At 41.5% G+C, this 25643-nt stretch carries 22 protein-coding genes and 2 tRNA genes; 21 read left to right on the top strand and 3 right to left on the bottom strand.

Annotated features, from left to right (window positions below):
• The first annotated feature begins 184 nt into the window (after positions 1 to 184).
• The gene (locus DWW85_RS04920) at positions 185 to 1633 is read left to right on the top strand and encodes a hypothetical protein (protein WP_117807709.1); all 1449 of its coding nucleotides are present in this window, start codon (positions 185 to 187) and stop codon (positions 1631 to 1633) included.
• Between the two features lie 13 nt (positions 1634 to 1646).
• Complete coding sequence (locus DWW85_RS04915; RefSeq protein WP_226801113.1) at positions 1647 to 2105, top strand: 23S rRNA (pseudouridine(1915)-N(3))-methyltransferase RlmH; 459 nt, start codon at positions 1647 to 1649, stop codon at positions 2103 to 2105.
• Here DWW85_RS04915 and DWW85_RS04910 read toward each other — a convergent pair.
• On the bottom strand, positions 2089 to 2502 hold the full coding sequence (locus tag DWW85_RS04910) for a 23S rRNA (pseudouridine(1915)-N(3))-methyltransferase RlmH (RefSeq protein WP_117807707.1): 414 nt from the start codon (positions 2500 to 2502) through the stop codon (positions 2089 to 2091). The two genes, DWW85_RS04915 and DWW85_RS04910, sit on opposite strands and share 17 nt — an antisense overlap.
• A gap of 179 nt (positions 2503 to 2681) precedes the next feature.
• On the opposite strand from DWW85_RS04910, the gene DWW85_RS04905 reads away from it, so the two are divergent.
• The 17 genes from DWW85_RS04905 to DWW85_RS13090 all read left to right on the top strand — a co-directional run bounded on the left by DWW85_RS04905 (position 2682) and on the right by DWW85_RS13090 (position 22034).
• On the top strand, positions 2682 to 3491 hold the full coding sequence (locus DWW85_RS04905) for a Cof-type HAD-IIB family hydrolase (RefSeq protein ID WP_117807706.1): 810 nt from the start codon (positions 2682 to 2684) through the stop codon (positions 3489 to 3491).
• A gap of 162 nt (positions 3492 to 3653) precedes the next feature.
• Positions 3654 to 4871 (top strand): LCP family protein, encoded by a 1218-nt coding sequence (locus DWW85_RS04900; RefSeq protein WP_021943252.1) that lies wholly within the window; start codon positions 3654 to 3656, stop codon positions 4869 to 4871.
• Between the two features lie 193 nt (positions 4872 to 5064).
• Complete coding sequence (pyrH, locus tag DWW85_RS04895; RefSeq protein ID WP_021943253.1) at positions 5065 to 5766, top strand: UMP kinase; 702 nt, start codon at positions 5065 to 5067, stop codon at positions 5764 to 5766.
• Positions 5767 to 5787: 21 nt separating this feature from the next.
• Positions 5788 to 6333, top strand: coding sequence for a ribosome recycling factor (gene frr, locus DWW85_RS04890; protein ID WP_021943254.1), 546 nt, complete (start codon positions 5788 to 5790; stop codon positions 6331 to 6333).
• 12 nt (positions 6334 to 6345) lie between these two features.
• Positions 6346 to 7074, top strand: coding sequence for an isoprenyl transferase (locus DWW85_RS04885; protein WP_117807705.1), 729 nt, complete (start codon positions 6346 to 6348; stop codon positions 7072 to 7074).
• Between the two features lie 12 nt (positions 7075 to 7086).
• Complete coding sequence (locus tag DWW85_RS04880; protein ID WP_117807704.1) at positions 7087 to 7884, top strand: phosphatidate cytidylyltransferase; 798 nt, start codon at positions 7087 to 7089, stop codon at positions 7882 to 7884.
• Between the two features lie 141 nt (positions 7885 to 8025).
• Entirely contained in the window at positions 8026 to 9168 is a 1143-nt protein-coding gene (locus tag DWW85_RS04875) for a 1-deoxy-D-xylulose-5-phosphate reductoisomerase (RefSeq protein ID WP_117807703.1), read from the top strand.
• Positions 9169 to 9171: 3 nt separating this feature from the next.
• Positions 9172 to 10269: a M50 family metallopeptidase gene (locus DWW85_RS04870; protein WP_021943257.1), complete on the top strand. Its 1098-nt coding sequence runs from the start codon at positions 9172 to 9174 to the stop codon at positions 10267 to 10269.
• Between the two features lie 16 nt (positions 10270 to 10285).
• Positions 10286 to 11344: a flavodoxin-dependent (E)-4-hydroxy-3-methylbut-2-enyl-diphosphate synthase gene (gene ispG / locus DWW85_RS04865; protein ID WP_008401604.1), complete on the top strand. Its 1059-nt coding sequence runs from the start codon at positions 10286 to 10288 to the stop codon at positions 11342 to 11344.
• Positions 11345 to 11347: 3 nt separating this feature from the next.
• Entirely contained in the window at positions 11348 to 15892 is a 4545-nt protein-coding gene (locus DWW85_RS04860; RefSeq protein ID WP_117807702.1) for a PolC-type DNA polymerase III, read from the top strand.
• 425 nt (positions 15893 to 16317) lie between these two features.
• Positions 16318 to 16389: transfer RNA gene (locus tag DWW85_RS04855), tRNA-Glu, on the top strand.
• A gap of 125 nt (positions 16390 to 16514) precedes the next feature.
• A complete protein-coding gene (gene cysS / locus DWW85_RS04850) occupies positions 16515 to 17921 on the top strand; it encodes a cysteine--tRNA ligase (protein WP_117807701.1) in 1407 nt (468 codons plus the stop codon).
• The gene (locus DWW85_RS04845) at positions 17906 to 18364 is read left to right on the top strand and encodes a ribonuclease III domain-containing protein (protein WP_008401608.1); all 459 of its coding nucleotides are present in this window, start codon (positions 17906 to 17908) and stop codon (positions 18362 to 18364) included. The genes cysS and DWW85_RS04845 overlap by 16 nt, the downstream gene beginning before the upstream one ends.
• Before the next feature lie 15 nt (positions 18365 to 18379).
• On the top strand, positions 18380 to 19135 hold the full coding sequence (gene rlmB, locus DWW85_RS04840; RefSeq protein WP_117807700.1) for a 23S rRNA (guanosine(2251)-2'-O)-methyltransferase RlmB: 756 nt from the start codon (positions 18380 to 18382) through the stop codon (positions 19133 to 19135).
• Between the two features lie 15 nt (positions 19136 to 19150).
• Complete coding sequence (locus DWW85_RS04835; protein ID WP_117807699.1) at positions 19151 to 19753, top strand: sigma-70 family RNA polymerase sigma factor; 603 nt, start codon at positions 19151 to 19153, stop codon at positions 19751 to 19753.
• A gap of 25 nt (positions 19754 to 19778) precedes the next feature.
• Positions 19779 to 21053: a ComEC/Rec2 family competence protein gene (locus DWW85_RS04830; RefSeq protein ID WP_117807698.1), complete on the top strand. Its 1275-nt coding sequence runs from the start codon at positions 19779 to 19781 to the stop codon at positions 21051 to 21053.
• Positions 21054 to 21083: 30 nt separating this feature from the next.
• Positions 21084 to 22034 (top strand): cysteine-rich small domain-containing protein, encoded by a 951-nt coding sequence (locus tag DWW85_RS13090; protein ID WP_117807697.1) that lies wholly within the window; start codon positions 21084 to 21086, stop codon positions 22032 to 22034.
• A gap of 5 nt (positions 22035 to 22039) precedes the next feature.
• Here the strand turns inward: DWW85_RS13090 and DWW85_RS04820 are convergent.
• Positions 22040 to 22112 (bottom strand) — tRNA-Thr (locus DWW85_RS04820).
• A gap of 171 nt (positions 22113 to 22283) precedes the next feature.
• Here DWW85_RS04820 and DWW85_RS04815 point away from each other — a divergent pair.
• On the top strand, positions 22284 to 23948 hold the full coding sequence (locus DWW85_RS04815) for a glutamine--tRNA ligase/YqeY domain fusion protein (protein ID WP_044946142.1): 1665 nt from the start codon (positions 22284 to 22286) through the stop codon (positions 23946 to 23948).
• 19 nt (positions 23949 to 23967) lie between these two features.
• Positions 23968 to 24582: a hypothetical protein gene (locus DWW85_RS04810; RefSeq protein WP_117807696.1), complete on the top strand. Its 615-nt coding sequence runs from the start codon at positions 23968 to 23970 to the stop codon at positions 24580 to 24582.
• Positions 24583 to 24822: 240 nt separating this feature from the next.
• Here the strand turns inward: DWW85_RS04810 and DWW85_RS04805 are convergent, their stop codons facing one another.
• Positions 24823 to 25542 carry a DUF6062 family protein gene (locus DWW85_RS04805; protein ID WP_044946144.1) on the bottom strand — a complete coding sequence of 240 codons (720 nt, stop codon included), beginning with the start codon at positions 25540 to 25542 and terminating at the stop codon, positions 24823 to 24825.
• Positions 25543 to 25643 lie beyond the last annotated feature (101 nt).

Here is a 25643-nt window from a genome sequence, read left to right as displayed (position 1 = left end):
TAGATAGTTTTCTTGTTCTATATTTTTTATTAGGATGCTTACAAATTTGTAATAATATAATAGAAATAAAAAAGAAATATAGAAAAATTATATAAAAAGAGACTTGACATGAAGAAGCGGATAGTGAGAACATAAAGCAGTAAAAAATGATCGGAACCCGGGTGGGTTTGAAGGAGTCTTTGATATGAGCAGAAGCAAAAGAAAATATTTATTTCAGAATGATCAAAATACATTAAACGGGGCACTGCTGGCTGGAAATAATTCAATGGCAGAGATGCTGCTCTGGTCATTGGTCCTGCTGCCGCCGGTGATCGGAGTATATGGAGCCGGTGTGTGTTTTATCAATATTGGTCTGTTTGTCGGTACAACATTTGCCTGGTTGTTTCTGGTAAAGCGGCTCCGTTCTTATCGGGATCTTTCCCGGAAGACCATCGGAAGTATGTGGGAATTTTTATATGACAGATACCGGTCGGTTATATTAAAGGACAGCTTTCTTGTTGTATGGCTGCTGATCCTTCTGTCTATGACTGCAGCATTGTTGGAATATGGGAGTAAGGTGATCAGCAAGACGGTTGGCATGGAATATCACTGGGTTGCCGTAGGGATCGTGGTGATCTTAAGCATTTATATGTGCATACTTGGAAATAAAGTAAGAAGTGTAATAAGGAGTATCTTCTATATAATATTGCTGTTTGTATTCTTTGTGCTGGTCATCAGTTTGTTTATGGTAAATAAACCATCGGAGCTTCTCGATATTTATGGAAAGCTGCATATGAAGGGCGGAACCAGTGTATATCTGAATATTCTGTATTATAACGGCACACAGACCGGTGTTACATATATTATATCCATGGTCGGTATGGGACTTGGCTGTCTTGGACTTCCATTTTTATTTAATGGAGCATTTGAAGCAAAGGACAGTCATGAGCTGGATCGTGGACGGGTGTTGTCAATCCTGTATACAGGCGTGATGATTGTTGTGATCAGTGTCTGGTCATTGTTAAATGCAGTATGTATCTATCCGTTAAAGGTGACGCTTGATTCTGGAATTGACGAACTGCTCCGGACTTATATTGCAGCCTTATGTCATAAGCTGGAAGTTCCGACAGAGATCCGATATGTTATACTTGGAGTTTTGGTTATTACGTTGTTGTGTCTGACCGAGCGTATATTTGCAATGAGTATGGAAGTAGCCCGGGGACTTCTGCCAAAAATGAAATGGATCAGGAATGAAAAACAGCAGAATGTGGCAGATATAGGCCTGCTGGTTATTCTTTCAGGCGCATTACTGGTGATCGTCGGTATATGGAAGCCGGAGTATCAGAAACTGATCACGGTTTCATGGGAGTATGCATCTGCAATGGCAGCTCCATGTATATTGGCAGTTGTCTGGCGAGCAGCAAGCAGACCGGGAATTTTTGCAGGACTGTTTACAGGGCTTGCGGTTTGTTCTGTCTGGTATTTTGTACCGATGATAGAAGGAAATACACTGGCGGTATCAACAGAACTGAGTGCGGGAACTGCATCCTTTGTATTTGCTTTGGCGGTAACGATCATTGTCAGTATGTTTACGCATAAGAAAAATGAAGCGGAAAAGAAATTGTTTGACCAGATAAAGCTGGATCAGAGATAGAAAATGGAGATGCATGATGCTGTTCAAGATCATATGTGTTGGAAAGATAAAAGAAGAATATTATAGCAGTCAGATACAGGAACTCTGTAAACAGATCAATAAAAAGAACCGGGTAGAGATCATTCAGAGTGAGGATGAAAAAATACCGAAGAATGCATCCGATGCTGTAAAGCAGAAGATTATTGAAACAGAAAGCAGAAACAGTCTTGCAAGTATCGGTAAAAATGATTTTGTGATCGCTCTTTGCATAGAAGGTAAAAAATATACAACCGAACAGTTCGCGGCAATTATCCGTCAGGCAGAAGAGCGGGAATATGAAGCAGTATCCTTTCTGATCGGTGGTTCTCTGGGAACTTCAAACGAACTGGTCAGATGTGCAGATGTGAAAATGAGTTTTTCGGATATGACATTCCCACATCAGTTGATGCGTGTCATGTTGCTTGACCAGATTCGTATTATTTGTGATAAGTAATGTTGTTATTGATGGTATAGGCACGATAGAGCTGTTCCGTAAAGGCAATCAAGCAGATCTCGTTAGATAATGTCATACTGGAAACGGAAAAGATCTGATTGGATAAAATCGGCAGATCATCCGGAGAAAATCCAATAAAATAACTGATTTTTGAATATCCGCCCAGAGCATAGTCAGAGATCATTCGGGCAAAGGCTTCGGAAGAGATCGTGTGCTTGCCTGTCTGGTCAGGGGTGATCAGGATATTGATATCGCTGCCTGCAAAGGCAGCTTTTTTTTTGCCTGCACAGCAGACTGTAGCTTTACAGAAAGGTGACAGCCGCTTGATATATTCATGAACAGCCGCTTTTATATTTGTTGTCAGATTCTTTTCTTTTATATAGATCGTATAATTCATGCCAAAACTCCGAAATTTAATAAAAAAGATGCATTTATGATTGATTATTATAATACAATCGCACCGTCAATTACAATAGAATCGCATTTTTTCGGGTAAACTACTGGACAAAGAGGTGAAACTACTATATATTATCAACTTGATCATTACAAATTGAAGATAAACGTGGAGATAACAAGATGAAGAAGATAATAGCACTTGATATTGATGGTACATTGACTAATTCGAAAAAAGAGATCACAAAGCCTACACTGGATAAGATCATGGAGATCCAGAAAAAAGGACATGTTGTGGCAATTGCATCCGGACGGCCGCTGCCTGGAATCCGGAAGATTGCGGATGAACTGGAACTGAATCAGTATGGTGGATATGTGCTGGCATTCAATGGCGGACGTATCGTGAATTATAAAACAGGTGAGATCGCATATCAGGCATGTGTAGATAATGAGATTGCAAGAAAAATATATGATTACTGTGTTGAGAAAAAGATTGGGATGGTGACTTATAAGGATGACATCGTTGTAACAGGAACCCCGGTTGATGATTATATGAGTCTTGAGGCAAGGATCAATCGTATGGAGATCGTACAGGTGGAGGATTTTCGTTCCTTTATTGACTTCCCGATCAATAAGTGCCTGCTGACAGCAGAACCTGATGTTGCAGAGCAGGTGGAGCAGGAGCTGGCAGCCCTGTATGGAGATTCGGTTACTGTTTTCCGTTCCGAGCCTTTCTTTGTCGAGATCATGCCAAAGGGTGTGCATAAGGCAACATCTCTTGAAAAGCTTCTGGAATATCTGCACATGGATGTAAAGGATCTGGTTGCCTGCGGAGATGGATATAACGACCTGACGATGATCGAATATGCGGGTGTCGGTGTGGCGATGGCAAATGCACAGGAGATCGTAAAGGAACATGCAGATTATGTAACACTCTCAAATGATGAAGATGGTCTGGTCCCGGTTATTGACAAATTTATCCTGGGCGAATAAAGAAGACAGTCCGGCGTAAATGTTATATTTTTATGAACAGGTTGAATTTGAATATTATTTGTAGTAGAATACACCTTGTTTGTTCGTGGAAAATTGACATTTTGTACGAAAAATAGTTCTGTTGAGATGAAACATATACACAAACGTATAGGAGAATGAATAATGAGCGATAATATTTTTAGCGATGAAGATTTCGACGATTATGATGATATGGAAGATACAGCAGCAAAGCGGGCACAGAAAAAATCTGCTGAGCGCAGATCTTCCGGAAAAAAGAAGAAAAAGAGCAAAAACAAACCATGGATCATTGCACTTATAGCAGAAATACTGGTGATCATTCTTGGAGGTGTCCTTTTTGTAAATGCTTATATCAATTCAGCATTTAATAAAATGAATTTTGAAGAGTTAAAAGACGTTAAGGTGAATGATGACCTTGCAGAAGAAACCGTAAAGAAGATGACCGGTTATACAACGATCGCATTATTCGGTGTAGATAGCCGTGATATTGATATGGTAGAAAGCGGAGCACGATCCGATGCAATCATCATTGTAAGCATTAACAATGATACACAGGAGGTTAAGATGTCTTCCGTATATCGTGACACATATCTGGAGCTTGCAAATGATTCCAAGAGCTATGAGAAGGCCACACATGCTTATGCTTATGGCGGAGCTTCAGAGGCGATCAATACATTGAACAAGAACCTTGACCTGAATATTACAGCTTATGTAACTGTAAACTTCAAGGCATTGACAGAAGCAATCGATGCACTTGGCGGTCTTGATATCGAATTGAAGTCCAGCGAGCTTGACAAGCTGAATCAGTGTATCGATGAACAGCAGAGAGTCAATGGCATCCAGTCTACGTATGTATATGATACAGGTGTTGTACATCTTGATGGTGTTCAGGCTACCGCATATGCAAGAATCCGAAGTACAGACCAGGGTGATATCACCAGAGCATGGAGACAGAGAAAGGTTATCAGCCTTATGATCGAAAAGGCAAAGAGTGCCGGAATCTCCAAGTTAAATGACTGCCTGAATGCAGTTGTAGATGATATCAGCTCCAGCCTTACAAAGAAAGAGATTATGGATCTTGCAACGAACTGCTTCAATTACAAACTGGAATCCTCAACCGGTTTCCCATTTACATGGTCAACACCAACACTTGGAAGTAAGGGAAGTCTGGTTGTAGCAGGAGATCTGGAGAACAATGTAGTCGTTCTTCACAGATATCTGTTTAACGATTATGATTATGTTCCATCCCAGACAGTTAAAAATATCAGTGCAAATATTATCAACGATACAGGATATTATAACCAGATCGATCTGGATACGTTTACAGTAGATGATGATCCGGATTCAATCGTTAATAAATAGTATATAGAAACATACCAGAAACGAAAGAACATCATGAAACCAGTCAGATTTTGTGGTGTTCTTTTTGTTATGGAGAACAGATCCGGAGCTTCGATAATTTGAATAAAATCTTTCCAACTTCCTGTTTGAAATATAGTTATATTGTGCTATACTAGGATAGAAAAATTTTGAGAAAACATAAGAGGTTACAATTATGGAAATGAACAGAGTGTTATTGAAACTTAGTGGAGAAGCACTTGCCGGAGAAAAAAAGCAGGGCTTTGATGAAAAGACTGTATATGATGTTGCCGGACAGGTAAAGAAGATCCTGGATAAAGGAATCCAGCTTTGTGTAGTAATCGGTGGTGGTAATTTCTGGCGTGGCAGAACCTCAGAAAATATGGATCGTGTAAAAGCAGATTCGATCGGCATGCTTGCAACTGTTATGAACTGTATCTATACCGCAGATGCTTTTCGTGTATTTGGAATCAAATCACATATCATGACACCATTTGCATGCGGAACAATGACAGAGCTGTTCAACCGTGATAAAGCTGTAGAATATATGGAGCAGGGAGAAGTTGTTTTCTTTGCCGGAGGAATCGGACATCCGTATTTCTCAACAGATATGGCAACTGTTCTTATGGCGGTTGAAGTAAAGGCAGATGTAGTCTTATCTGCAAAAGCAATTGACGGCGTATATGACAGTGATCCTAAGACAAATCCAAATGCAAAGAAATATGACAGCATGCAGATGAAAGATATTGTTGATAATAAGCTTGGAGTTATCGATCTTGCATCTGCAGTTCTTGCTATGGAAAACAAAATGCCGATGATGTTATTCGGCTTAAATGGTGAAGACAGTATTGTAAAGGCCGTTACCGGTGGCTTTACAGGAACATATGTGAACGTATAAATAAACAGGAGGAACAAAGATATGTTGACACAGTACGAAGAGAAAATGACGAAGACAGTTGAAAACCTGGAAGGGGAATATGCTACGATCCGTGCAGGACGTGCCAACCCTAACATTTTAAATAAGATCAAGGTGGAATATTATGGCGTGCCAACACCGATGCAGCAGCTTGCAAATATCACCGTACCGGAAGCAAGAACGCTGATGATCGCACCATGGGAGCCATCACTGGTAAAGGCGATCGAGAAGGCAATCCTGAATTCAGATCTGGGCCTGACACCAAACAATGACGGTAAGAATATCATCCTGAATTTCCCTGAACTGACAGAGGAAAGAAGAAAAGAAATCGTTAAGGATATTAAGAAAAAAGGTGAGAATGCAAAAGTTGCTATCCGTAATATCAGAAGAGATGCAAATGACGCAATCAAGAAGATGGAGAAAGCCGGAGATATATCAGAGGATGAATTAAAGACAAACGAGGATAAGATCCAGAAGATGACAGACAAATATGTTGGTCTGATCGATAAGGCTATTGAGAAGAAATCAACAGAGATCTTAACTGTTTAATTTGGAGTAAGTATGAATAAAGAAATAAATGGAGAAATGATCAATATTCCGGAGCATGTTGCGATCATCATGGATGGAAACGGAAGATGGGCGAAGAAACGACTGATGCCAAGAACCTATGGACATTCAGAGGGCGCAAAGGCAATCGAGCGAACATGCGAGAATGCAGATGAACTTGGTATTAAATACCTGACTGTATACGCATTTTCTACCGAGAACTGGAAACGTTCAGTAGAGGAAGTATCTACGATCATGAATATTTTCCGTAAGTATCTGGTTGACAGCATCGAGCGATCCAACCGGAATAACATGCGCGTAAGGATCATTGGTAAGCGTGAGGACCTTCCGAAGGATATCGTAGAGAAGATGGATAATCTGGAGGAAGCTACAGCAAATAATACAGGACTTCAGTTTTCTGTAGCGATTAACTATGGCGGACGGGATGAGATCACAAGAGCGGTCAGACAGATTGCATCCGACTGTATGGCTGGAAAGTTATCACCGGATGCGGTTACAGAGGATACAGTCAGTGCCTACCTTGATACAAAGGAACTGACGGATCCGGATCTGTTGATTCGTACCAGCGGAGAGCTTCGGACATCGAATTTTCTTCCATGGCAGATCGCATATTCAGAATTTTATTTTACGGATGTGTTATGGCCGGACTTTGATATGGACGAGCTGGTTAATGCATGTCGGTATTACAGTCATAGAGACCGTCGGTATGGCGGGGTAAAATAAAGAGGAAATAATATGTTTAAACAACGGGCAATCAGTGCAGTGATCCTGGTGATCATTGCAGCAATCACACTTTATTTTGGCGGAGCACTTACATGTCTGGTAATGTGTGCGGTTTCGCTGATCGGTGTGATGGAGTTACTTCGTATATATGGGCTGAATAAGAAGGGGCTTGGATATGCAGCTTACGGTGCAACGGTTTTTTATTATGCATTGTTGTATTTTGACCTGCATCAGTTTATATTACCGTTGATCGCGGTCTATATGCTGGTCATCCTTGCAATCTATGTGCTCACATATCCGAATTACAAAGATAAAGAGATCATGGCGGCATTTTTTGCATTTGTATATGTAGGTGTAATGTTGTCGTATGTGTATCTCATACGAGATATGCAACATGGACTGATTCTTGTTCTGCTGATCTTTGTCAGCTCATGGGGTAATGATACCTGTGCCTATCTGGTCGGACGCGCGATCGGTAAGCACAAGATGTCACCGATTTTAAGTCCGAAGAAGAGTATCGAGGGTCTGATCGGCGGAATTGTTGGAGCAGGAATATTAGGTGTTGTATTTGGTTTGATTTATAATCATTTCATGCAGGTTGCACATTCTGTATGGATATTTGCATTAATCGGAGCTGTATGTGCGCTGCCTGCAGTTATCGGGGATCTGGCGGCTTCTGCAATCAAGAGAAATAATGATATCAAAGATTATGGCAAGCTGATACCGGGGCATGGCGGAATCCTTGACCGGTTTGACAGTATTATATTTACAGCACCAATTATGTATTATCTTATATTATATTTGTTGTAATCAGAAAAAGCAGTGTGGGAGAGCGTACAGATGAACTGTGCTCATAATTACGCTGCTTTTCCTTTATGTCGCATTGGAAATAGTGCAGACAGATAAAAAATGTTAGATACAGATGTTTGAAATGGGTAAAGGAGAACAAATATGAAACATGTAGCTATCATTGGATCCACAGGATCTATAGGAACACAGACACTTGAGATCGCAAGATGGAATCAGGATATAAAAATCTGTGCTTTATCAGCAGGAAGAAACATAGACTTATTAGAGAAGCAGGCGAGAGAGTTCCGACCGGAGATCGTTGGTCTGTGGGATGAGAAGCTGGCAGATGAATTAAAAGATCGTCTGAAGGATATGGATATCCGTGTCGTATCAGGCATGGATGGGCTGATCGAGATTGCAGAATACAAGACATCGGATGTATTAGTTACCGCTATTGTAGGAATGATCGGTATCCGCCCGACTGTGGCAGCGATTAAAGCGGGAAAAGACATTGCCCTTGCAAATAAAGAAACTCTGGTTACAGCGGGACATATCATTATGCCGCTTGCAAAGGAAAAAGGAGTATCGATCCTTCCGGTTGACAGTGAACATTCGGCAATCTTCCAGTCATTGCAGGGAAATACACATGATTCCATTGAAAAAATTCTGTTGACAGCATCCGGTGGACCATTTCGTGGCAAGAACAGAGAGCTTTTAAAGCATGTGAAATTAGAGGACGCATTAAAACATCCAAACTGGAGCATGGGAAGAAAGATCACCATTGATTCAGCAACGATGGTAAATAAAGGTCTGGAAGTTATTGAAGCAAAATGGTTATTTGATGTAGCACCGGAAAATATTCAGGTTGTGATCCAGCCGCAGAGTATCATTCATTCTATGGTAGAATATAAAGATGGAGCAGTGATCGCACAGCTCGGTACGCCAGATATGAAGCTGCCGATCGAGTATGCGCTGTTCTATCCGGAACGAAGATACATGCCGGGAGATCGTCTTGACTTTACGAAGCTTTCATCGATTGTGATCGAGACACCGGATATGGATACCTTTCTTGGGTTACGATATGCATATGAGGCAATCGGGATCGGTGGTTCGATGCCTACAGTATTCAATGCGGCAAATGAATATGCAGTAAAGCAGTTCTTAGACAGAAAAATCGATTTTCTTGATATCTATGATATCATCCGTGCATCCATGGATCATCATAAATTGATTGAAAATCCTGATATAGATGAGATTCTTGCAACCGAGCAGGAAGTATATGAATTTATTGAAAGTGGGTGTTAGTTTTTGAATATCATATTGATCATACTTGTTTTTGGTGTCATCATTTTCTTTCATGAGCTGGGACATTTTATCGTAGCAAAGATCAATCATATCACAGTAAAAGAGTTTTCGATGGGATTCGGACCGAAGCTGTTTCAGTTTCATAAGAAAGAAACACAGTATACGCTGCGGCTGATTCCGCTTGGCGGCTATTGTATGATGCTCAGCGAAGATGATGAAGAAAACGAAAATGATGAGAATTCCTTTGAGAAGAAATCCATCTGGGCGAGAATGGCGGTTGTACTTGCAGGACCTGCCATGAACTTTGTGATCGCATTTTTATTTTCCATGGTGATCATTCATTTCTGTGGAAGTGATCCTGCGATCATAGGAGCAGTATACAATAAAGATAATATTGAAAAATACCAGATCGAAAATGCCGAGGAATATTTTAATGGTGTATATCCGGCGGAAGAAGCCGGGATATCAGATGGCGATCGGGTATTAAAGATTGAGGGAAGTACAGTTAAAAATTTCCGTGAGTTACAGATCTATCTTCAGATCTATGGAGATGGTTCACCGATTGATCTGACACTTGAGAAAGAAGACGGAACGGTCTATGATACGACGGTACATCCGGCAAAGACACCGGATGGCTATAAGATCGGAATAATGAGTGTCGGTTATCAGCTCCCGAAGAACTTCGGAGAGCTTTGTAAATATTCTGCTTATGAGACCAGATACTGGGTAAAAGCAACCTTCTTAAGCCTGAAGCTGATCGTTACCCGTCAGGTAAGTTCGGATGAAGTATCCGGTCCGGTCGGAGTAGCGAAGAACATGAACGATACCTTCAATGAGGCAGCAAAGAGCAGTGTGCTTGATCTGTTCTTAAACTGGATGAATTATATCGTACTGCTGTCGGCAAACCTTGGCGTTATGAACCTGCTGCCGATACCGGGCTTGGATGGAGGACGATTTATCTTCCTGTTAATTGAAGCAGTAACGAGAAAGAAGGTTCCGAAGGATAAGGAGAATATCGTGACGCTGATCGGATTTGTTCTGGTTATGCTGTTGATGGTTGTGATATTATTTAACGATATCAAGAATGTATTCTTTCATTAGATGAACAGGAGTTAATATGTACAGAGATCATACAAAAGTTATAAAGATAGGAGACCGGGTGATCGGTGGTGGAAATCCGATCCTGATCCAGTCGATGACAAATACAAAAACCAGTGATATAGATGCTACAGTTGCACAGATCTTAAAACTTGAAAAGGCAGGCTGTGACATCATCAGAAGCACCGTAAATGATGATGCGGCAGCGGCGGCAATCCCTGCGATCAAGAAACAGATCCATATTCCGCTGGTTGCAGACATTCATTTTGATTACCGTCTGGCGATCGCAGCGGCTGAGGCGGGAGCAGATAAGATCCGTATCAATCCGGGTAATATCGGTGGTAAGGATAAGCTGGCACAGGTAGTAGCGGTATGTAAGGAACGAAATATACCGATCCGTGTTGGTGTAAACAGCGGTTCCCTTGAAAAAGAATTAGTTGAAAAATACCATGGCGTGACAGCAGAAGGAATCGTTGAGAGTGCGTTGGATAAGGTTCATATGATCGAAGACTGCGGATATGACAATATGGTCATCAGTATTAAATCTTCCGATGTTATGATGTGTGTAAAAGCACATGAGCTGATTGCAGATCAGACGAATTATCCGCTGCATGTGGGTATCACGGAATCCGGTACGGTTATGAGCGGTAATATCAAATCCTCTGTAGGACTTGGTATTATCCTGCATGAGGGAATCGGAGATACGATCCGTGTATCTTTAACAGGGGATCCGGTCAATGAGATCATGACAGCAAAGATGATCTTAAAGACGCTTGGACTCCGTACAGGTGGAATCGAACTTGTGTCCTGTCCAACATGTGGAAGAACGGAGATTGATCTGATCGGACTGGCAGAACAGGTAGAAAAGCTGGTTGCCGATTATGATCATCTGAATATCAAGGTTGCTGTTATGGGCTGTGTTGTAAACGGACCGGGCGAAGCCAAGGAAGCAGATCTTGGAATTGCGGGCGGAAAAGGCTGCGGTATCCTGATCAAAAAAGGCCAGATCATAAAGAAGATCGACGAGAAAGATATATTATCAACATTAAAGTACGAGTTAGATAACTGGAGTGAATAGAACGTGCCGGTAGAAGCAAAATTATTTTTTGAAGTATTTCCTGAACTGAATATGGATAAAGAGCTGTCTTCCCTGTTTGAGGATACGATGATCGAAAAGGTGGTAATGAAGCAGGCAGAACGCCAGCTTATTATCAGCCTGCTGTCGAAGCACCTGATCAGCCGTCCGAAGATTGTACAGGTGGAAGATATCATTTGCGGACATTTATTTCGTGGACGTGGTTATAAGGTCATCATTGATGACCGTTATGAGCTGTCTTCCCAGTACAATACCAGAACCTTAACAGAGGTATATAAGGACAGTATCTTGTATGATGTCGAGAAGATCAGTCATGTTGGATATCGTTTATTAAAGCGGGCAGAATGGTATTATGCAGATGATATTATCACGCTTGCGATGGAAGACAGTAAGCTTTCAAAGAGCCATTCGATCGGGATCAAAAAATATCTGGAGGAGACCTATAAGAAACGGTTCGGTATGGATATCAAGGTCGGTTTTGATTATACGGAATCTGATAAAGAGATGCTCCGCCGTGCAAATGAACAGAAGATGAAGCTTGAGATTGAGGCAATCTTAAGTAATGTACATGAGGATGCGGATCTGACCTTGGATGGTAAATCAGTAGATAAAAAGAAGCTGGTCGGAGAAGGCAAGAAGGATGTTCCGGCTGAAAAGAAAGCACCTGCACAGGACGAAAAGCCGAAGGAGACATTTGCCGCCAGAAGGAAGAAATATACCTCGAATGATCCGGATGTATTCTATGGCAGAGACTGCGAAGGGGAACTGGTAAAGATTTCTACATTAGTAGATGGTATCGGCGAAGTCTGTATTCATGGCCAGTTGATCAAGATGGAAGAAAAGGTTCTCCGAAACGGTAAGACTTTATTCATCTGCAATATTACGGATTTTGAAGATACGATCGCATTTAAGATATTTGCATCAGAGGATGATGCGCCGGTTTATAAGGATGAGTTAAAAGAAGGAAGCTTCTATCGGTTAAAGGGTGTGCCGTTATACGATACTTTTTCCAAGGAGTTAAATATTGCATCTGTGCGTGGTATCAAGCATATACCGGATTTCCGTGTGCCAAGAGTTGACACATCGCTTGAAAAACGTGTGGAATTACATATGCATACGGTTATGAGCGAGATGGACAGTGTTGTTGATATCGAGAAGATCGTGAAACGTGCAAATGACTGGGGACACCCGGCGATTGCAATCACGGATCACGGCGTTGCACAGGCATTCCCGATCGCAGCACATGCAAAGGGTATGAAGGATGGCTTTAAACTGATCTTTGGCTGTGAGGGATATTTTGTCGATGACCTGAAGAATCTGGTTATCAATCCCAAAGGACAGGATCTGAATACAGAATATATCGTATTTGATATCGAGACGACCGGTCTTAGTCAGAAGAAGAATAAGATCATAGAGATCGGAGCTGTAAAGGTAAAAGATGGAGAGGAGATCGATCGTTTCTCGGAATTTATCAATCCGGAAGAACCGATCCCTTATAGTATAGAGCAGTTGACTTCCATTACAGATGAGATGGTTATGCATGCACCGACCGTCGACGTGATCCTGCCGAAGTTTTTGGAATTCTGTGGTGATGATATCGTTGTTGCACATAATGCAGCATTTGATACCGGATTCATCAAGAAAAATGCCAAAGATCTTGGAATAAAATTCGATAATACGATCATGGATACCATGACACTCAGCCATGTGTTATTGCCGGAGCTTGGTAAGTTTACACTGGATCGTGTCTGTAAGGCGTTAAATGTAAAAAATGAACATCATCACCGTGCTGTTGATGATGCAAATGCAACCGCAAAAATTTTCGTAAAATTATATGAGATGTTAGTGGAACGTGGCGTAAAGACGGTGGAGGATGTAAATGAATTAGGTTCTGCATCGGATGATACGATCAAAAAAGGCAGAACATATCATGGCATCATTCTGGCAAAAAATGAGATCGGCCGTGTGAATCTGTATCGTCTGATTTCTGAAGCGCATGTCAGATACTTCAACCGCAGACCGCGTATGCCTATGAGCATGATCAATAAATACAGAGAAGGCCTGATCTTAGGTTCTGCCTGTGAAGCAGGTGAGCTGTTCCGTGCGGTCGTAGATGATGCACCGGATGAAGAAATTGCAAGACTTGTTAATTTCTTTGATTATCTGGAGATACAGCCGATCGGAAATAACGAGTTTATGACCAGAAAGAAGGAGAATCCTTGTACGATCGAGGATCTTCAGAATTATAATAAGCGTATTGTGGAGCTTGGACGATTATTTAATAAGCCGGTTGTTGCAACCTGTGATGTCCATTTCCTTGATCCGGAAGACAGTATCTATCGTGCGATCATCATGAAAAGTAAAGGTTTTGAGGATGCAGTTAATCAGCCTCCGCTTTATTTCAGAACGACGGAAGAAATGTTAGCGGAATTCGAATATCTGGGAAGTGAGAAAGCCAGAGAGGTTGTTATCACAAATACAAATCTGATCGCGGATATGGTGGAATATATGGACCCGGTTCGACCGGATAAAGCACCGCCTATCATCGAGAATTCAGATGAGACACTTACGAATATCTGTTATGAAAAGGCTCATAAGATCTATGGACCGGATCTGCCGGAGGTCGTTGTAGAACGACTGGAACGTGAGTTACATTCCATTATATCAAATGGATTTGCCGTTATGTATATCATTGCACAGAAGCTTGTGTGGGACTCCAACGATCATGGCTATCTGGTTGGTTCCAGAGGATCTGTAGGTTCTTCCTTCGTAGCAACGATGGCAGGTATCACAGAGGTAAATCCGTTGTCGGCACATTATATTTGTCCGGAGTGTCATTTTGTTGATTTTGATTCCGAGCTTGTAAAATCATATTCCGGTATGTCGGGATGTGATATGCCGGATCGTGACTGCCCTCGATGCGGTCATCCACTGATCAAAGAGGGACACGATATCCCATTTGAAACCTTCCTTGGATTCAAAGGAGATAAGGAGCCGGATATCGATCTGAACTTCTCCGGTGAATATCAGTCATGTGCACATGCTTACACAGAAGTATTATTCGGTAAGGGTAAGGCATTCCGTGCAGGAACTGTAACAACGGTAGCAGATAAGACAGCGTATGGTTATGTATATAATTACTTCAAAGATCTTGCAAAGGATGAAGCGAGAGCAGAGGCTACGGCAATGGGAGATCTGACCCAGAAGGAGATCGAGAAATATGTCGATGAAAAGGCTATCGTCACGAAACGAAGCTGTGAGATGGAACGTCTGGCAATCGGCTGTACCGGCGTTAAGCGTTCGACCGGACAGCATCCGGGTGGTATGATCGTTCTTCCAAGGCATGAGGAGATCTATTCCTTCACACCGATCCAGAAGCCGGCAAATGATATGACGACGGATGTCGTAACATCTCATTTCGAGTACCATTCGATCGATCATAACCTGTTGAAGCTTGATATTCTCGGTCATGATGATCCTACGATGATCCGAAGACTGGAGGATCTGACCGGTCTTGATGCAACCACGATCCGGTTAGATGATCCTGATGTTATGGCGTTGTTCCATGGAACAGAAAGTCTTCATATTACACCAGAGGATATCAATGGCATTCCGCTTGGCAGTCTGGGTGTGCCGGAGTTCGGTACGGATTTCGCCATGCAGATGTTAATTGATGCAAATCCACAGAACTTCTCGGATCTGGTGCGAATCGCAGGTCTGGCGCATGGTACGGATGTATGGCTTGGAAATGCACAGGAGCTGATCAAATCCGGTCAGTGTACGATCTCGACCGCAATCTGTTGTCGAGATGATATCATGGTATATCTGATCCATATGGGCCTGGAATCCGGTACAGCGTTCCAGATCATGGAGAATGTCCGAAAAGGTAACGTAGCTAAAGGCAAATGTGCAAAATGGGAAGAATGGAAAGAGGATATGAAGGCACATGGTGTACCGGACTGGTATATCTGGTCGTGCCAGAAGATCAAGTACATGTTCCCGAAAGCCCATGCGGCGGCTTACGTTATGATGGCGTGGAGAATTGCATATTTTAAGGTGAATTATCCGCTTCAGTATTATGCAGCGTTTTTCAGTATTCGTGCATCAGCCTTCAGTTATGAGATGATGTGCTTTGGAAAAGAAAAGGTACTGTATCATATCAATATGATACAGAGTATTGATAAGAATAAACGAACTGCAAAGGATGAAGATAAGTTAAAGGATCTGAAGCTGGTTCTTGAGATGTATGCGAGAGGTTTTGAGTTCATGCCGATCGATATCTATGTGGCGGATGATATCCGTTTTCAGGTAATAGACGGTAAGATCATGCCGTCACTGGCTTCCATTGAAGGAATGGGAGAGAAGGCTGCAAAGCAGTTGAAGGATGCAGCCGGCAAAGGCAAATTTATCTCAAAGGAAGATCTGCAGGCTCATTCTAAGATTGGAAAGAGTGCGATCGACAAGCTGTCAGAGCTTGGCATCTTAGACGGTATGCCGGATACCAACCAGCTTACCTTTGACTTTGTATAAACGGACGAAACAATACCTTTATTCTGTAAGCCCTGACACTGTATCCCTTTCATTACGCAAAACACTTACGTTCTGTTTTTCACGTAGCGGTACTAAGCTCACTGCTTACAGCAGTTTGCCAAGTACCGACGTGAAAAAAGGTTTGCTGCATGAAAGAATACAGAATCAGGACTTGGCAGATAAAAGGTATTGTTTCTGTCTATGATAAAATTAATGCAAAAATATGCTAAGGTGTATTTAGATATAAGGAAGATCTATGCAGCAGCCCTGTATCCCTTTCATTACCAAAACACTTGCGTATTTGATTGACAATGCCCTTATTACAAGCTAAAATATGGTCAGTATAAAAAAATGTAAATTTACTGAAAAAAAAGCTTGCATTTTATCGTAGCTTCTGGTATATTAAACAAGTCGCTAAGATATATGGTTCATTGGTCAAGCGGTTAAGACGTCGCCCTCTCACGGCGAAAACAGGGGTTCGATTCCCCTATGAACTGCTATTTGATAACCTGGAAGTTTTTTCCAGGTTTTTTCTTTTTTATGCATAATCTATAACGCATGATAAAACTGCTTTGAATGAAAGACAGGCGAAAATAAAAACTATATTTATTGGAGGATTCCCATGAAGATTTTTAATACTCTTACAAGAACAAAAGAAGAATTTGTACCGATCAATGAAGGTAAAGTAGGAATCTATGTCTGCGGACCTACCGTATATGATTATATCCACATCGGAAACGCAAGACCAATGATCGTATTTGACACATTGAGACGGTATCTCACATATAAGGGATACGATGTAAATTATGTATCCAATTTTACAGATGTTGATGATAAGATCATCAAACGTGCAAATGAAGAAGGTGTTGATTCTAAGGTGATCTCTGAGCGTTTCATTGCAGAGACAAAGAAGGATATGGCAGCGATGAATGTACAGGAAGCTACGACACATCCAAAGGCTACCGAAGAGATCCCGGATATGATCGAGATGATCAAGACACTGATTGAAAAAGGACATGCATATGAAGTAAATGGCACTGTATATTTCCGTACCAGAAGCTTTGCAGATTATGGTAAATTATCTCATAAGAATATTGATGATCTGGAATCCGGACACAGAGCAGAGAATCATCAGCTTAAGGTTTCCGGTCAGGATGAGAAGGAAGATCCGTTGGATTTCGTTCTCTGGAAGCCAAAGAAAGAGGGAGAACCGTTCTGGGAGTCACCATGGGGTGAAGGAAGACCGGGCTGGCATCTGGAATGTTCTGTTATGTCTAAGAAATATATCGGTGATATCATTGATATCCATGCAGGTGGTGAGGATCTGATCTTCCCACACCACGAAAATGAGATTGCACAGAGTGAAGCAGCAAATGATAAGGAATTTGCAAGATACTGGATGCATAACGGTTTCTTAAAGATCAACAACGAGAAGATGTCCAAGTCACTTGGCAACTTCTTTACAGTAAGAGAGATCGCAGACAAATATCCACTTCAGGTTATCCGTTTCTTTATGCTGTCTGCTCACTACAGAAGTCCATTGAACTTTTCGGCTGATCTGGTAGAGGCATCCAAGAATGGTCTGGAACGTATCCTGACTGCTGTTGACAAGTTAAAGTCACTTGCACCGGCAGATGTGGAGGGTTCCGATGTTTCTGTCGAGGCAGAATTAGATGGATATACGAAACGATTTGAAGCAGCTATGGACGATGATCTAAATACAGCAGATGCGATCTCAGTTATCTTTGAATTAGTAAAATATACAAATATCAATATTTCAAATGATACACCAAAGAAAACAGTAGATCTGTCAATCCGGACGATTGAGAAGCTGTGTGATATTCTTGGTATCATTACAGAGCGGGAAGAAGAACTGTTAGATTCTGATATCGAGGCTTTGATCAATGAACGTCAGGAAGCAAGAAAAGCAAAGAATTTTGCAAGAGCAGATGAGATCCGTAACATGCTCAGTGATAAGGGCATTATTCTTGAGGATACAAGAGAAGGAGTAAAATGGAAAAGAGCTTAGATCAGTATTTTACTGCGATATTGGGTGTAGAAGATTCCAATCCGGCAGAATATTCCGGGCTGGCGCTTGCTTATATAGGGGACAGTGTATTTGACCTTTTAGTAAAGACCGTTCTGGTATCAAAGGATAACAAGCAGGCATTCAAATATCATAAAGAAGCTATTCATATCGTAAATGCAGAGTCACAGGCAGGTTATATCGATCTGTTGGAAGAGAAACTGACCGAGCAGGAAATGGCGATATATAAGCGTGGAAGGAATACAAAGACACATTCCAAGGCAAAGAATGCATCGGTAGGACAGTACAGGAAAGCTACCGGTTTTGAAGCGCTGATCGGCTATCTTTATCTGAATAAAGAATATGACCGTTTATTTGAGTTGACAAGAGACTGCCTGGAATCAAAACAACTGATTGAGCATTTACAATCTGATGATGTGGATTAGAAATGGAGCATAAGCATGGAAGAAAACAGAAATGAAAAGTTTGAGATAGAGGGTAGAAATGCAGTTATGGAAGCATTTCGTTCCGGTAAAACAGTTGACAAGTTATATCTGCAGGATGGCTGTCATGATGGCAGTATCAATTCAATCGTGCGTGAAGCAAAGAAGCAGGAGACGATTATTAATTATGTTTCGAAAGAGAAGCTGAACCAGATGTCTTCGACCGGGAAACATCAGGGTGTGATCGCTCATGTGGCAGCCTATGAATATTCAGCAATCGATGAGATCTTTGCAAAGGCTGAGGAAAAAGGACAGCCGCCATTTATCTTTATTTTGGATGAGATTGAAGATCCGCATAATTTTGGCGCGATCGTTCGTACAGCGAATCTGTGCGGTGCACATGGCGTTATTATTCCGAAACGAAGAGCGGTCGGAATCACAGCAACAGTTGTTAAGGCTTCTGCCGGTGCAATCGCATATACACCGGTGGTTAAGGTAACAAATCTGGCGAAGACGATTGATGAATTGAAAAAACGTGGTATGTGGTTTGCCTGTGCCGATATGGATGGAGAACTGATGTACCGCTGCAATCTGACCGGACCGATGGGACTTGTGATCGGAAATGAGGGTACAGGTGTCAGTCGTCTGGTAAAAGAAAAATGTGATTATGTTGTATCTATACCGATGAGTGGTGATATCGATTCATTAAATGCTTCGGTTGCGGCCGGAGTATTGGGATATGAGGTTGTCCGTCAGAGAATGGGTGTAAAATAGGGGAGTACCAACGCCGTGTGTGTGTATGAAAGAAATACCGATGAAGAAAATATCCGGTTGATCCGGGAAGAAAATGATAATGCCGCTTTTGAATATCTGATCAAAAAGTACATGGGGATTGTAAAGAAAGAGAGTCGTGCCCTGTATATTATCGGTGCAGAAAATGAGGACATCATTCAGGAAGGAATGATAGGGCTCATTAAAGCTATCCGAAGCTTTGACGGAAGCAAAGGGGCATCTTTTTCTACATTTGCAAATCTGTGTATCAAGCGACAGTTGATCACTGCGGTGAAGCTGTCGAACAGGAAGAAGCATTCTCCGCTTAATTATTATGTATCATTTTATACGGAAAATGACGATGATGTTGCGCTTGTGGATGAGCTGCAGGCAGATCAGGCATTTGAACCGGAGAATCAGATGCTTGGGCAGCTGGAATCCCAGAAGCTTGCGGAGACGATTGATAAAAAACTCAGCAAATTTGAAAGACAGGTGTTAGAAGGATATCTTGCCGGAAAAAGCTATGATGAGCTAGCAGAAGCATTTGGAAAGCCGTATAAATCTATCGATAATGCGATCCAACGAATACGAAAGAAATTACGGGATATAGAACAGGATTAAAGATATAATTCTGGGGGAGCAGCTTATGATAAATTCTATAAATAAAAAGAATGGCCTGAGGAAAGTGATGATCATTGTCGGCATGTGCTTTGTCCTTGGGCTTTTTTCAGGATGTCTGGATTTATCGGATGAAACGAACGAAAATCAGACAGGAAATACAACAGAGAATATAACAGAATCGATTGACAGTACGGAAGCTACGTCAGATGAACAAATAACTTCGGAAGCGAATATCGGGGGTACAACAGACGATCTTGCTGGACTTACAGTTACTTTCTTAGATGTCGGTCAGGGGAATGCGGTGTTATTTTCCTGTGATGACCATTACATGATGATGGATGGAGGCCCGTCGTCAGCGTCTTCATTTGTCGTGGCATACCTGAAAAAACAGAATATAGAGTCACTTGATTACGTGATCGCGAGCCATTATGATTCCGATCATATAAATGGTCTTGTGGGTGTGTTGAATGTATTTGACACAGAGACTTTTATCGGCCCGGATTATGTTGCAGATACAAAGATCTATGATTCGTTGATGGATAAGCTTGCGGCGCAGAACCTGACTATTACATTCCCAAAGGCAGGGGATTCTTATACCTTTGGTGATGCGGTATTTACAATAGTAGCACCGATTACTTATAGTGATGATAATGAAAATGATAATTCTGTCGGAATTCGTATGACATATGGGGATACTTCATTCCTGATCTATGGGGATGGAGAGGAAGCCGGTGAGCAGGCAATGATCGCATCCGGAGAGGAACTTTCCAGTGACGTTCTGATGGTCAGTCATCACGGCAGCAGAAATGCCACAACAAAAGAGATGTTAGAGGCTGTTAAGCCCGGTTATGCGGTAATCAGCGTTGGGGCAGATAATTCATATGGACATCCGACTGAAGAAGTGCTTGATCGTCTGGCAAATGCGGGATGCACGGTGTATCGTACAGATCTGAATGGTACGATTCTGGCGTACAGTGATGGGAAAACAATTACATTTATACCGGAACGGCAATCAGATATGTCAGGGGTGGGAGAAAATCAGAATCTGTCGGATGATACAACGAAGACAGATAATGTAACAAGAGAGAGTACGACAGAGAAAGTTCAGGCGGAAATAGAAGCAGGATCAGAAAAGGCAGCAGAGCATACTTATATTATTAATACAAATACAGGAAAGTTCCATGAGCCGTCCTGCCGTTCAGTAAAGCACATGAATGACAGCAATAAGAAAGAATATATCGGAAGCCGGGATGATCTGATCACGCAGGGGTATGAGCCATGTAAGATCTGTAATCCATAGGGTATGTTAAGAATGGGAGGATAAACGGATATGAAAAACAATTACAAATTTTTTCAGAATCGGGATTGTGAATTTTTCCCATGCCATAAAATAGAAAATGAAGATTCCTTTAATTGTCTGTTCTGTTATTGCCCCTTGTATCTGAAGGAAAACTGCCTTGGAAGTCCTGATTATATCTTAAATGGGAAAGGACAGAAAATCCGGGATTGCAGTAACTGTACGATCGTACATCGCCCGGAGATGTATGAAACAGTGATTGCACAGTTTCAAAAGCAGGACTGTGTGGTATTCGTCAGTATTTGGGATCTGAAGGATGAAATCATGGCGCGGATCGCAGAGATTGCTTCATGGGAACAGATGGAGCCGGAGAGCAGAAAAGAGCATAAGGATGAAGCCGAGAAAACGGTTATGCGTTTTTTATCCAGATACAATAATCGAAACCGGTATCTGGTACCTGTACTTTTGCAACCATTTTCCAGAGACTGTATTAAGTCTGATGGATTTATGCTCGGCAAAAAGAATATTTCATGCCGGATACTGGAACGAATAGATCCGTCAAAGATTACACAGGGATATCTGTATGCATTTCATGCCCCGGAGATCCAAATCGAGGAGATGGATTCATTACTTGGAACTTATTATCTGGAAACCTTTCAGATTGCATGTATGGATATTGTAAGAAAATGGATAAGAAAATACCTGGAACGAAAGCACAGTGTAGAGTTGGTGCATTACTGTAGTCCTTCTTTTGGACCCGGTTATTATGGAATGCCATTGGAAGCTGCCGGAATTCTTTGCAGCCTGATGGATACGGAACAGGTTGGAATCAGTTGGCATAAAGAACGAATGGAGCCGATGATGAGTCTGGCAGGAATTTATCTGATCAGTGAAGAACCACTGATACAGAACTGGAATGATTGTGAGAACTGTATCGGACAGTCCGTTGGATGTGAATACTGTATAAATAAATCCGGACATTAAAAAAGAGCTACTAACGGGAGTCGGACCCGTGACCTCCACATTACCAATGTGGCACTCTACCACCTGAGCTATAGTAGCAACAACATTAGTTAATATATAGTAAAATGATGTATTTGTCAATAAGAGATTTACTGAAAGTTATTGAAAATTACTGAGTTTTGCTGAGTTTTAGAATTTGCAGTTGAGGCTTTATGTAAAATGTGATAGACTTAAAAAAGTCATGCTAATTATATGAAGGAGGCATTAATGATGGCAGAAGAATCAATCGGGAAAAATTTTATTGAACAGATTATTGATAAAGATATAGCGGAGGGCAAGGTAACGAAGGTGGTCACAAGATTTCCTCCGGAACCGAATGGATATTTGCATATAGGACATGCCAAATCCATATTATTGAACTATGGTCTTGCACAGGAATATGGCGGACAGTTTAATCTGAGATTTGACGATACGAATCCAACAAAGGAAAAGACGGAATTTGTAGAATCCATATTAGATGATGTAAGATGGCTGGGTGCCGATTTCGGAGACAGAGTATTCTTTGCGTCCAATTATTTTGACCAGATGTATGAAGCAGCAGTCAAGTTGATCAAGAAAGGCAAGGCATTTGTATGTGATCTGACAGCAGATGAGATCCGTGAATACAGAGGAACTCTGACAGAGCCGGGTAAAAACAGTCCATACAGAGATAGAAGCATTGAAGAAAATCTTGCATTATTTGAAGCAATGAAGAACGGGGAGTTCCCGGATGGAAGCAAGGTGCTTCGCGCAAAGATCGATATGGCATCACCGAATATCAATATGCGCGATCCTGTTATCTATCGTGTTGCCCGTATGACACATCATAATACAGGGGATAAGTGGTGTATTTATCCAATGTATGATTTCGCTCATCCGATTGAGGATGCGATTGAAGGTGTAACGCATTCTATCTGTACACTGGAATTTGAGGATCACAGACCTCTATATGACTGGGTAGTACGGGAACTGGAATATGAGAACCCACCAAAGCAGATCGAATTTGCAAAGTTATATCTGACAAATGTAGTTACAGGTAAGAGATATATTAAGAAGCTGGTAGAGGATGGTATCGTAGATGGCTGGGATGATCCAAGACTTGTATCGATCGCAGCACTCAGAAGACGAGGATTCACTGCTTCTTCTATTAAGAAGTTTATGGAATTGGTTGGTATCTCAAAAAGCCAGAGCTCTGTTGATTATGCGATGCTTGAGTATTGTCTGCGTGATGATCTGAAGCTTACAGCAAACCGTTATATGGCAGTTCTGAATCCAATCAAGCTGGTGATCGATAATTATCCGGAGGATCAGGTAGAATATCTGCCGGTTGAGAATAATCAGGAAAATGAGGAAGCAGGCTCCAGAGAAGTTGCATTCAGCAAATATCTCTATATTGAAAGAGATGATTTCATGGAAGAACCGCCTAAGAAATATTTCCGTCTGTTCCCTGGCAATGAGGTACGTCTGAAGAATGCATATTTTGTAACCTGTACAGGATATGAGAAGGATGAAGATGGAAATGTAACAGTTGTTCACTGTACTTATGATCCTGCGACCAAGAGTGGTTCAGGATTCGAAGGAAGAAAGGTAAAAGGAACGATACACTGGGTATCAGCAGAAAGCGCAATTGATGCTGAAGTTCGTTTATATGAGAATATTGTGGATGAAGAAAAAGGTAAGCTGAATGAGGATGGTACTTTGAATCTGAATCCGAATTCATTGACCGTATTACAGGGATGTAAACTCGAGAAAGCATTTGAAGATGCAAAACCCGGTGAAGCATTCCAGTTCCTTCGTAATGGATTCTTCTGTGTAGATTCCAAAGACTCTACTAAGGAGCATCCGGTATATAACCGTATTGTTTCATTAAAGAGTTCCTATAAGCCGGGAAAATAAAATTTAGTCTATTAAAAGTATGAAAAATGATATATCAGAATTAGAAAACAGAAAATTATATATCCTGATCTCTAAGACACACACAGTTCCTGCAAGAATCATCAAATTCTGGACAAAAGAGCCATATGCACATGCATCCATTGCATTGGATCTGGAGCTTCGGGAGATGTACAGCTTCGCCAGAAAGGGAATCTATAATCCGTTCAACTGTGGATTCATTATAGAAGATATTGATACCGGAATATTTGGCAGAGATGTTGAAACAAGCTGTGTTGTTCTGGAACTGACCGTGACAGATAAGCAGTACAGACATGTACTGCAGGAGCTTGCGGCATTTAAAGCAAATGCTGATCGCTATCGGTATAATTTTTGGGGACTTTATGGTGTTATACGAAATAAGGCGATTGAGAGGAAATATAATTATTTCTGTTCCCAGTTCGTGGCAAGTGTGTTAGAACGTTCTGGTATACATATTCTCGATAAACAACCGGGGCTTGTAAGGCCGGATGATTTTCGGAAGAGCAGTAATGTTAAGGTGATTTACAAAGGCCTGCTCAGAAGATATCGTGAATACCTGTGGACACATGATCTGGCACAGGCATTTGGCGGTCATGTAACCAAACAGGCAATGTAAAAAGGTGACAATATTGCTGTGAATTTTATACTATATAAAAAATACTGTGTACATTACACTCACTATTATGAAGCAAACCTGCCCGAACGCCAGTCCTTAGTGAGCCGTATAATACGGCGAACTTAGTACTGCTGCGTTGAGGGTATAGCGAAAGCGTTTTGCGGAATAATATGTGAAGTGCAATGTACACAGTATTTTTGTGTGTATCCTATGTTTATCAGGCAGTAATATTGTCGTTTTTTATTCTACAAATGTATGATTAGCCTTGATTATGCCGCGAGGTAGGGCATCCTTTGAGTTCTTCCATGGTTCATTCTTGAATCGATAGTCGAATTTATCGATGAACCATCCGATATCTCCGTTGACACGTTCCATGTTTTCAAAATATAAGTGATTCAAAGCTTCTATGAATTCTTCACATTGGTTTTTGGACAACTTTGTGACAGAGGTATCGTAGAGGATACCGTAGTGGTAAGTACAGAAGCCCTTGCTGCTTTTGAAGGTATCCTTGAATTCAGGATCTTTTTTCCACATATGAAAGATCGTATCGACATAGCGGTCAAAGGTACGATTCATACGGTCACAGATAAAGCAGGAGCTTTCCAGTTCTTTGATATATGCACCGACACCGGAAAAATTTGACTGCTTGGAAAAAAGTCCCGGTTTTGCAGGAGTTCCTTTTTCTGATAAAGCTTTCAGATCCCGGATCGTTTTATCAGTGTGTGTCTTTAACATCAGGGCAAGTCCCAGACGATTCTTTTCTTTATATAACATGCCGATGTGATGGGAGCAGAAGCCCATTTTATCTGTCATAGCACGATTATCGTCTTCCATATAGCTTGGTCCCATCGTATATTCGATGGCATGTTCCTCCAGCGTTTTCTGCATCTGACAGAGAGGACATTCACAGTCTGCATGAAAGGCATCGTTGACAGGTATTGTGTATAATTGTTCAGCCATAGTATTCTCCATTTCTATATATCATTTGGATAGCAGCCTTTGAACAGGCGTTATCCTGTATCATGTCAGAAATCATCGGTTCGATTCCTATATTAAAAGCA

This window comes from Clostridium sp. AF17-21AC, from assembly GCF_003461365.1.
Taxonomy (GTDB): domain Bacteria; phylum Bacillota; class Clostridia; order Lachnospirales; family Lachnospiraceae; genus Coprococcus; species Coprococcus ammoniilyticus.
The sequence above is the reverse complement of the archived record's forward strand: the minus strand, read 5'-3'. Positions and strand labels throughout refer to the sequence as shown.

Bases quoted from the DNA above. Each gene is read 5' to 3' on its own strand.
- DWW85_RS04920 (WP_117807709.1), top strand. From the start codon at position 185: ATGAGCAGAAGCAAAAGAAAATATTTATTTCAGAATGATCAAAATACA.
- DWW85_RS04915 (WP_226801113.1), top strand. From the start codon at position 1,647: ATGATGCTGTTCAAGATCATATGTGTTGGAAAGATAAAAGAAGAATAT.
- DWW85_RS04910 (WP_117807707.1), bottom strand. From the start codon at position 2,502: ATGAATTATACGATCTATATAAAAGAAAAGAATCTGACAACAAATATA.
- DWW85_RS04905 (WP_117807706.1), top strand. From the start codon at position 2,682: ATGAAGAAGATAATAGCACTTGATATTGATGGTACATTGACTAATTCG.
- DWW85_RS04900 (WP_021943252.1), top strand. From the start codon at position 3,654: ATGAGCGATAATATTTTTAGCGATGAAGATTTCGACGATTATGATGAT.
- pyrH (WP_021943253.1), top strand. From the start codon at position 5,065: ATGGAAATGAACAGAGTGTTATTGAAACTTAGTGGAGAAGCACTTGCC.
- frr (WP_021943254.1), top strand. From the start codon at position 5,788: ATGTTGACACAGTACGAAGAGAAAATGACGAAGACAGTTGAAAACCTG.
- DWW85_RS04885 (WP_117807705.1), top strand. From the start codon at position 6,346: ATGAATAAAGAAATAAATGGAGAAATGATCAATATTCCGGAGCATGTT.
- DWW85_RS04880 (WP_117807704.1), top strand. From the start codon at position 7,087: ATGTTTAAACAACGGGCAATCAGTGCAGTGATCCTGGTGATCATTGCA.
- DWW85_RS04875 (WP_117807703.1), top strand. From the start codon at position 8,026: ATGAAACATGTAGCTATCATTGGATCCACAGGATCTATAGGAACACAG.
- ispG (WP_008401604.1), top strand. From the start codon at position 10,286: ATGTACAGAGATCATACAAAAGTTATAAAGATAGGAGACCGGGTGATC.
- cysS (WP_117807701.1), top strand. From the start codon at position 16,515: ATGAAGATTTTTAATACTCTTACAAGAACAAAAGAAGAATTTGTACCG.
- DWW85_RS04845 (WP_008401608.1), top strand. From the start codon at position 17,906: ATGGAAAAGAGCTTAGATCAGTATTTTACTGCGATATTGGGTGTAGAA.
- rlmB (WP_117807700.1), top strand. From the start codon at position 18,380: ATGGAAGAAAACAGAAATGAAAAGTTTGAGATAGAGGGTAGAAATGCA.
- DWW85_RS04830 (WP_117807698.1), top strand. From the start codon at position 19,779: ATGATAAATTCTATAAATAAAAAGAATGGCCTGAGGAAAGTGATGATC.
- DWW85_RS13090 (WP_117807697.1), top strand. From the start codon at position 21,084: ATGAAAAACAATTACAAATTTTTTCAGAATCGGGATTGTGAATTTTTC.
- DWW85_RS04815 (WP_044946142.1), top strand. From the start codon at position 22,284: ATGGCAGAAGAATCAATCGGGAAAAATTTTATTGAACAGATTATTGAT.
- DWW85_RS04810 (WP_117807696.1), top strand. From the start codon at position 23,968: ATGAAAAATGATATATCAGAATTAGAAAACAGAAAATTATATATCCTG.
- DWW85_RS04805 (WP_044946144.1), bottom strand. From the start codon at position 25,542: ATGGCTGAACAATTATACACAATACCTGTCAACGATGCCTTTCATGCA.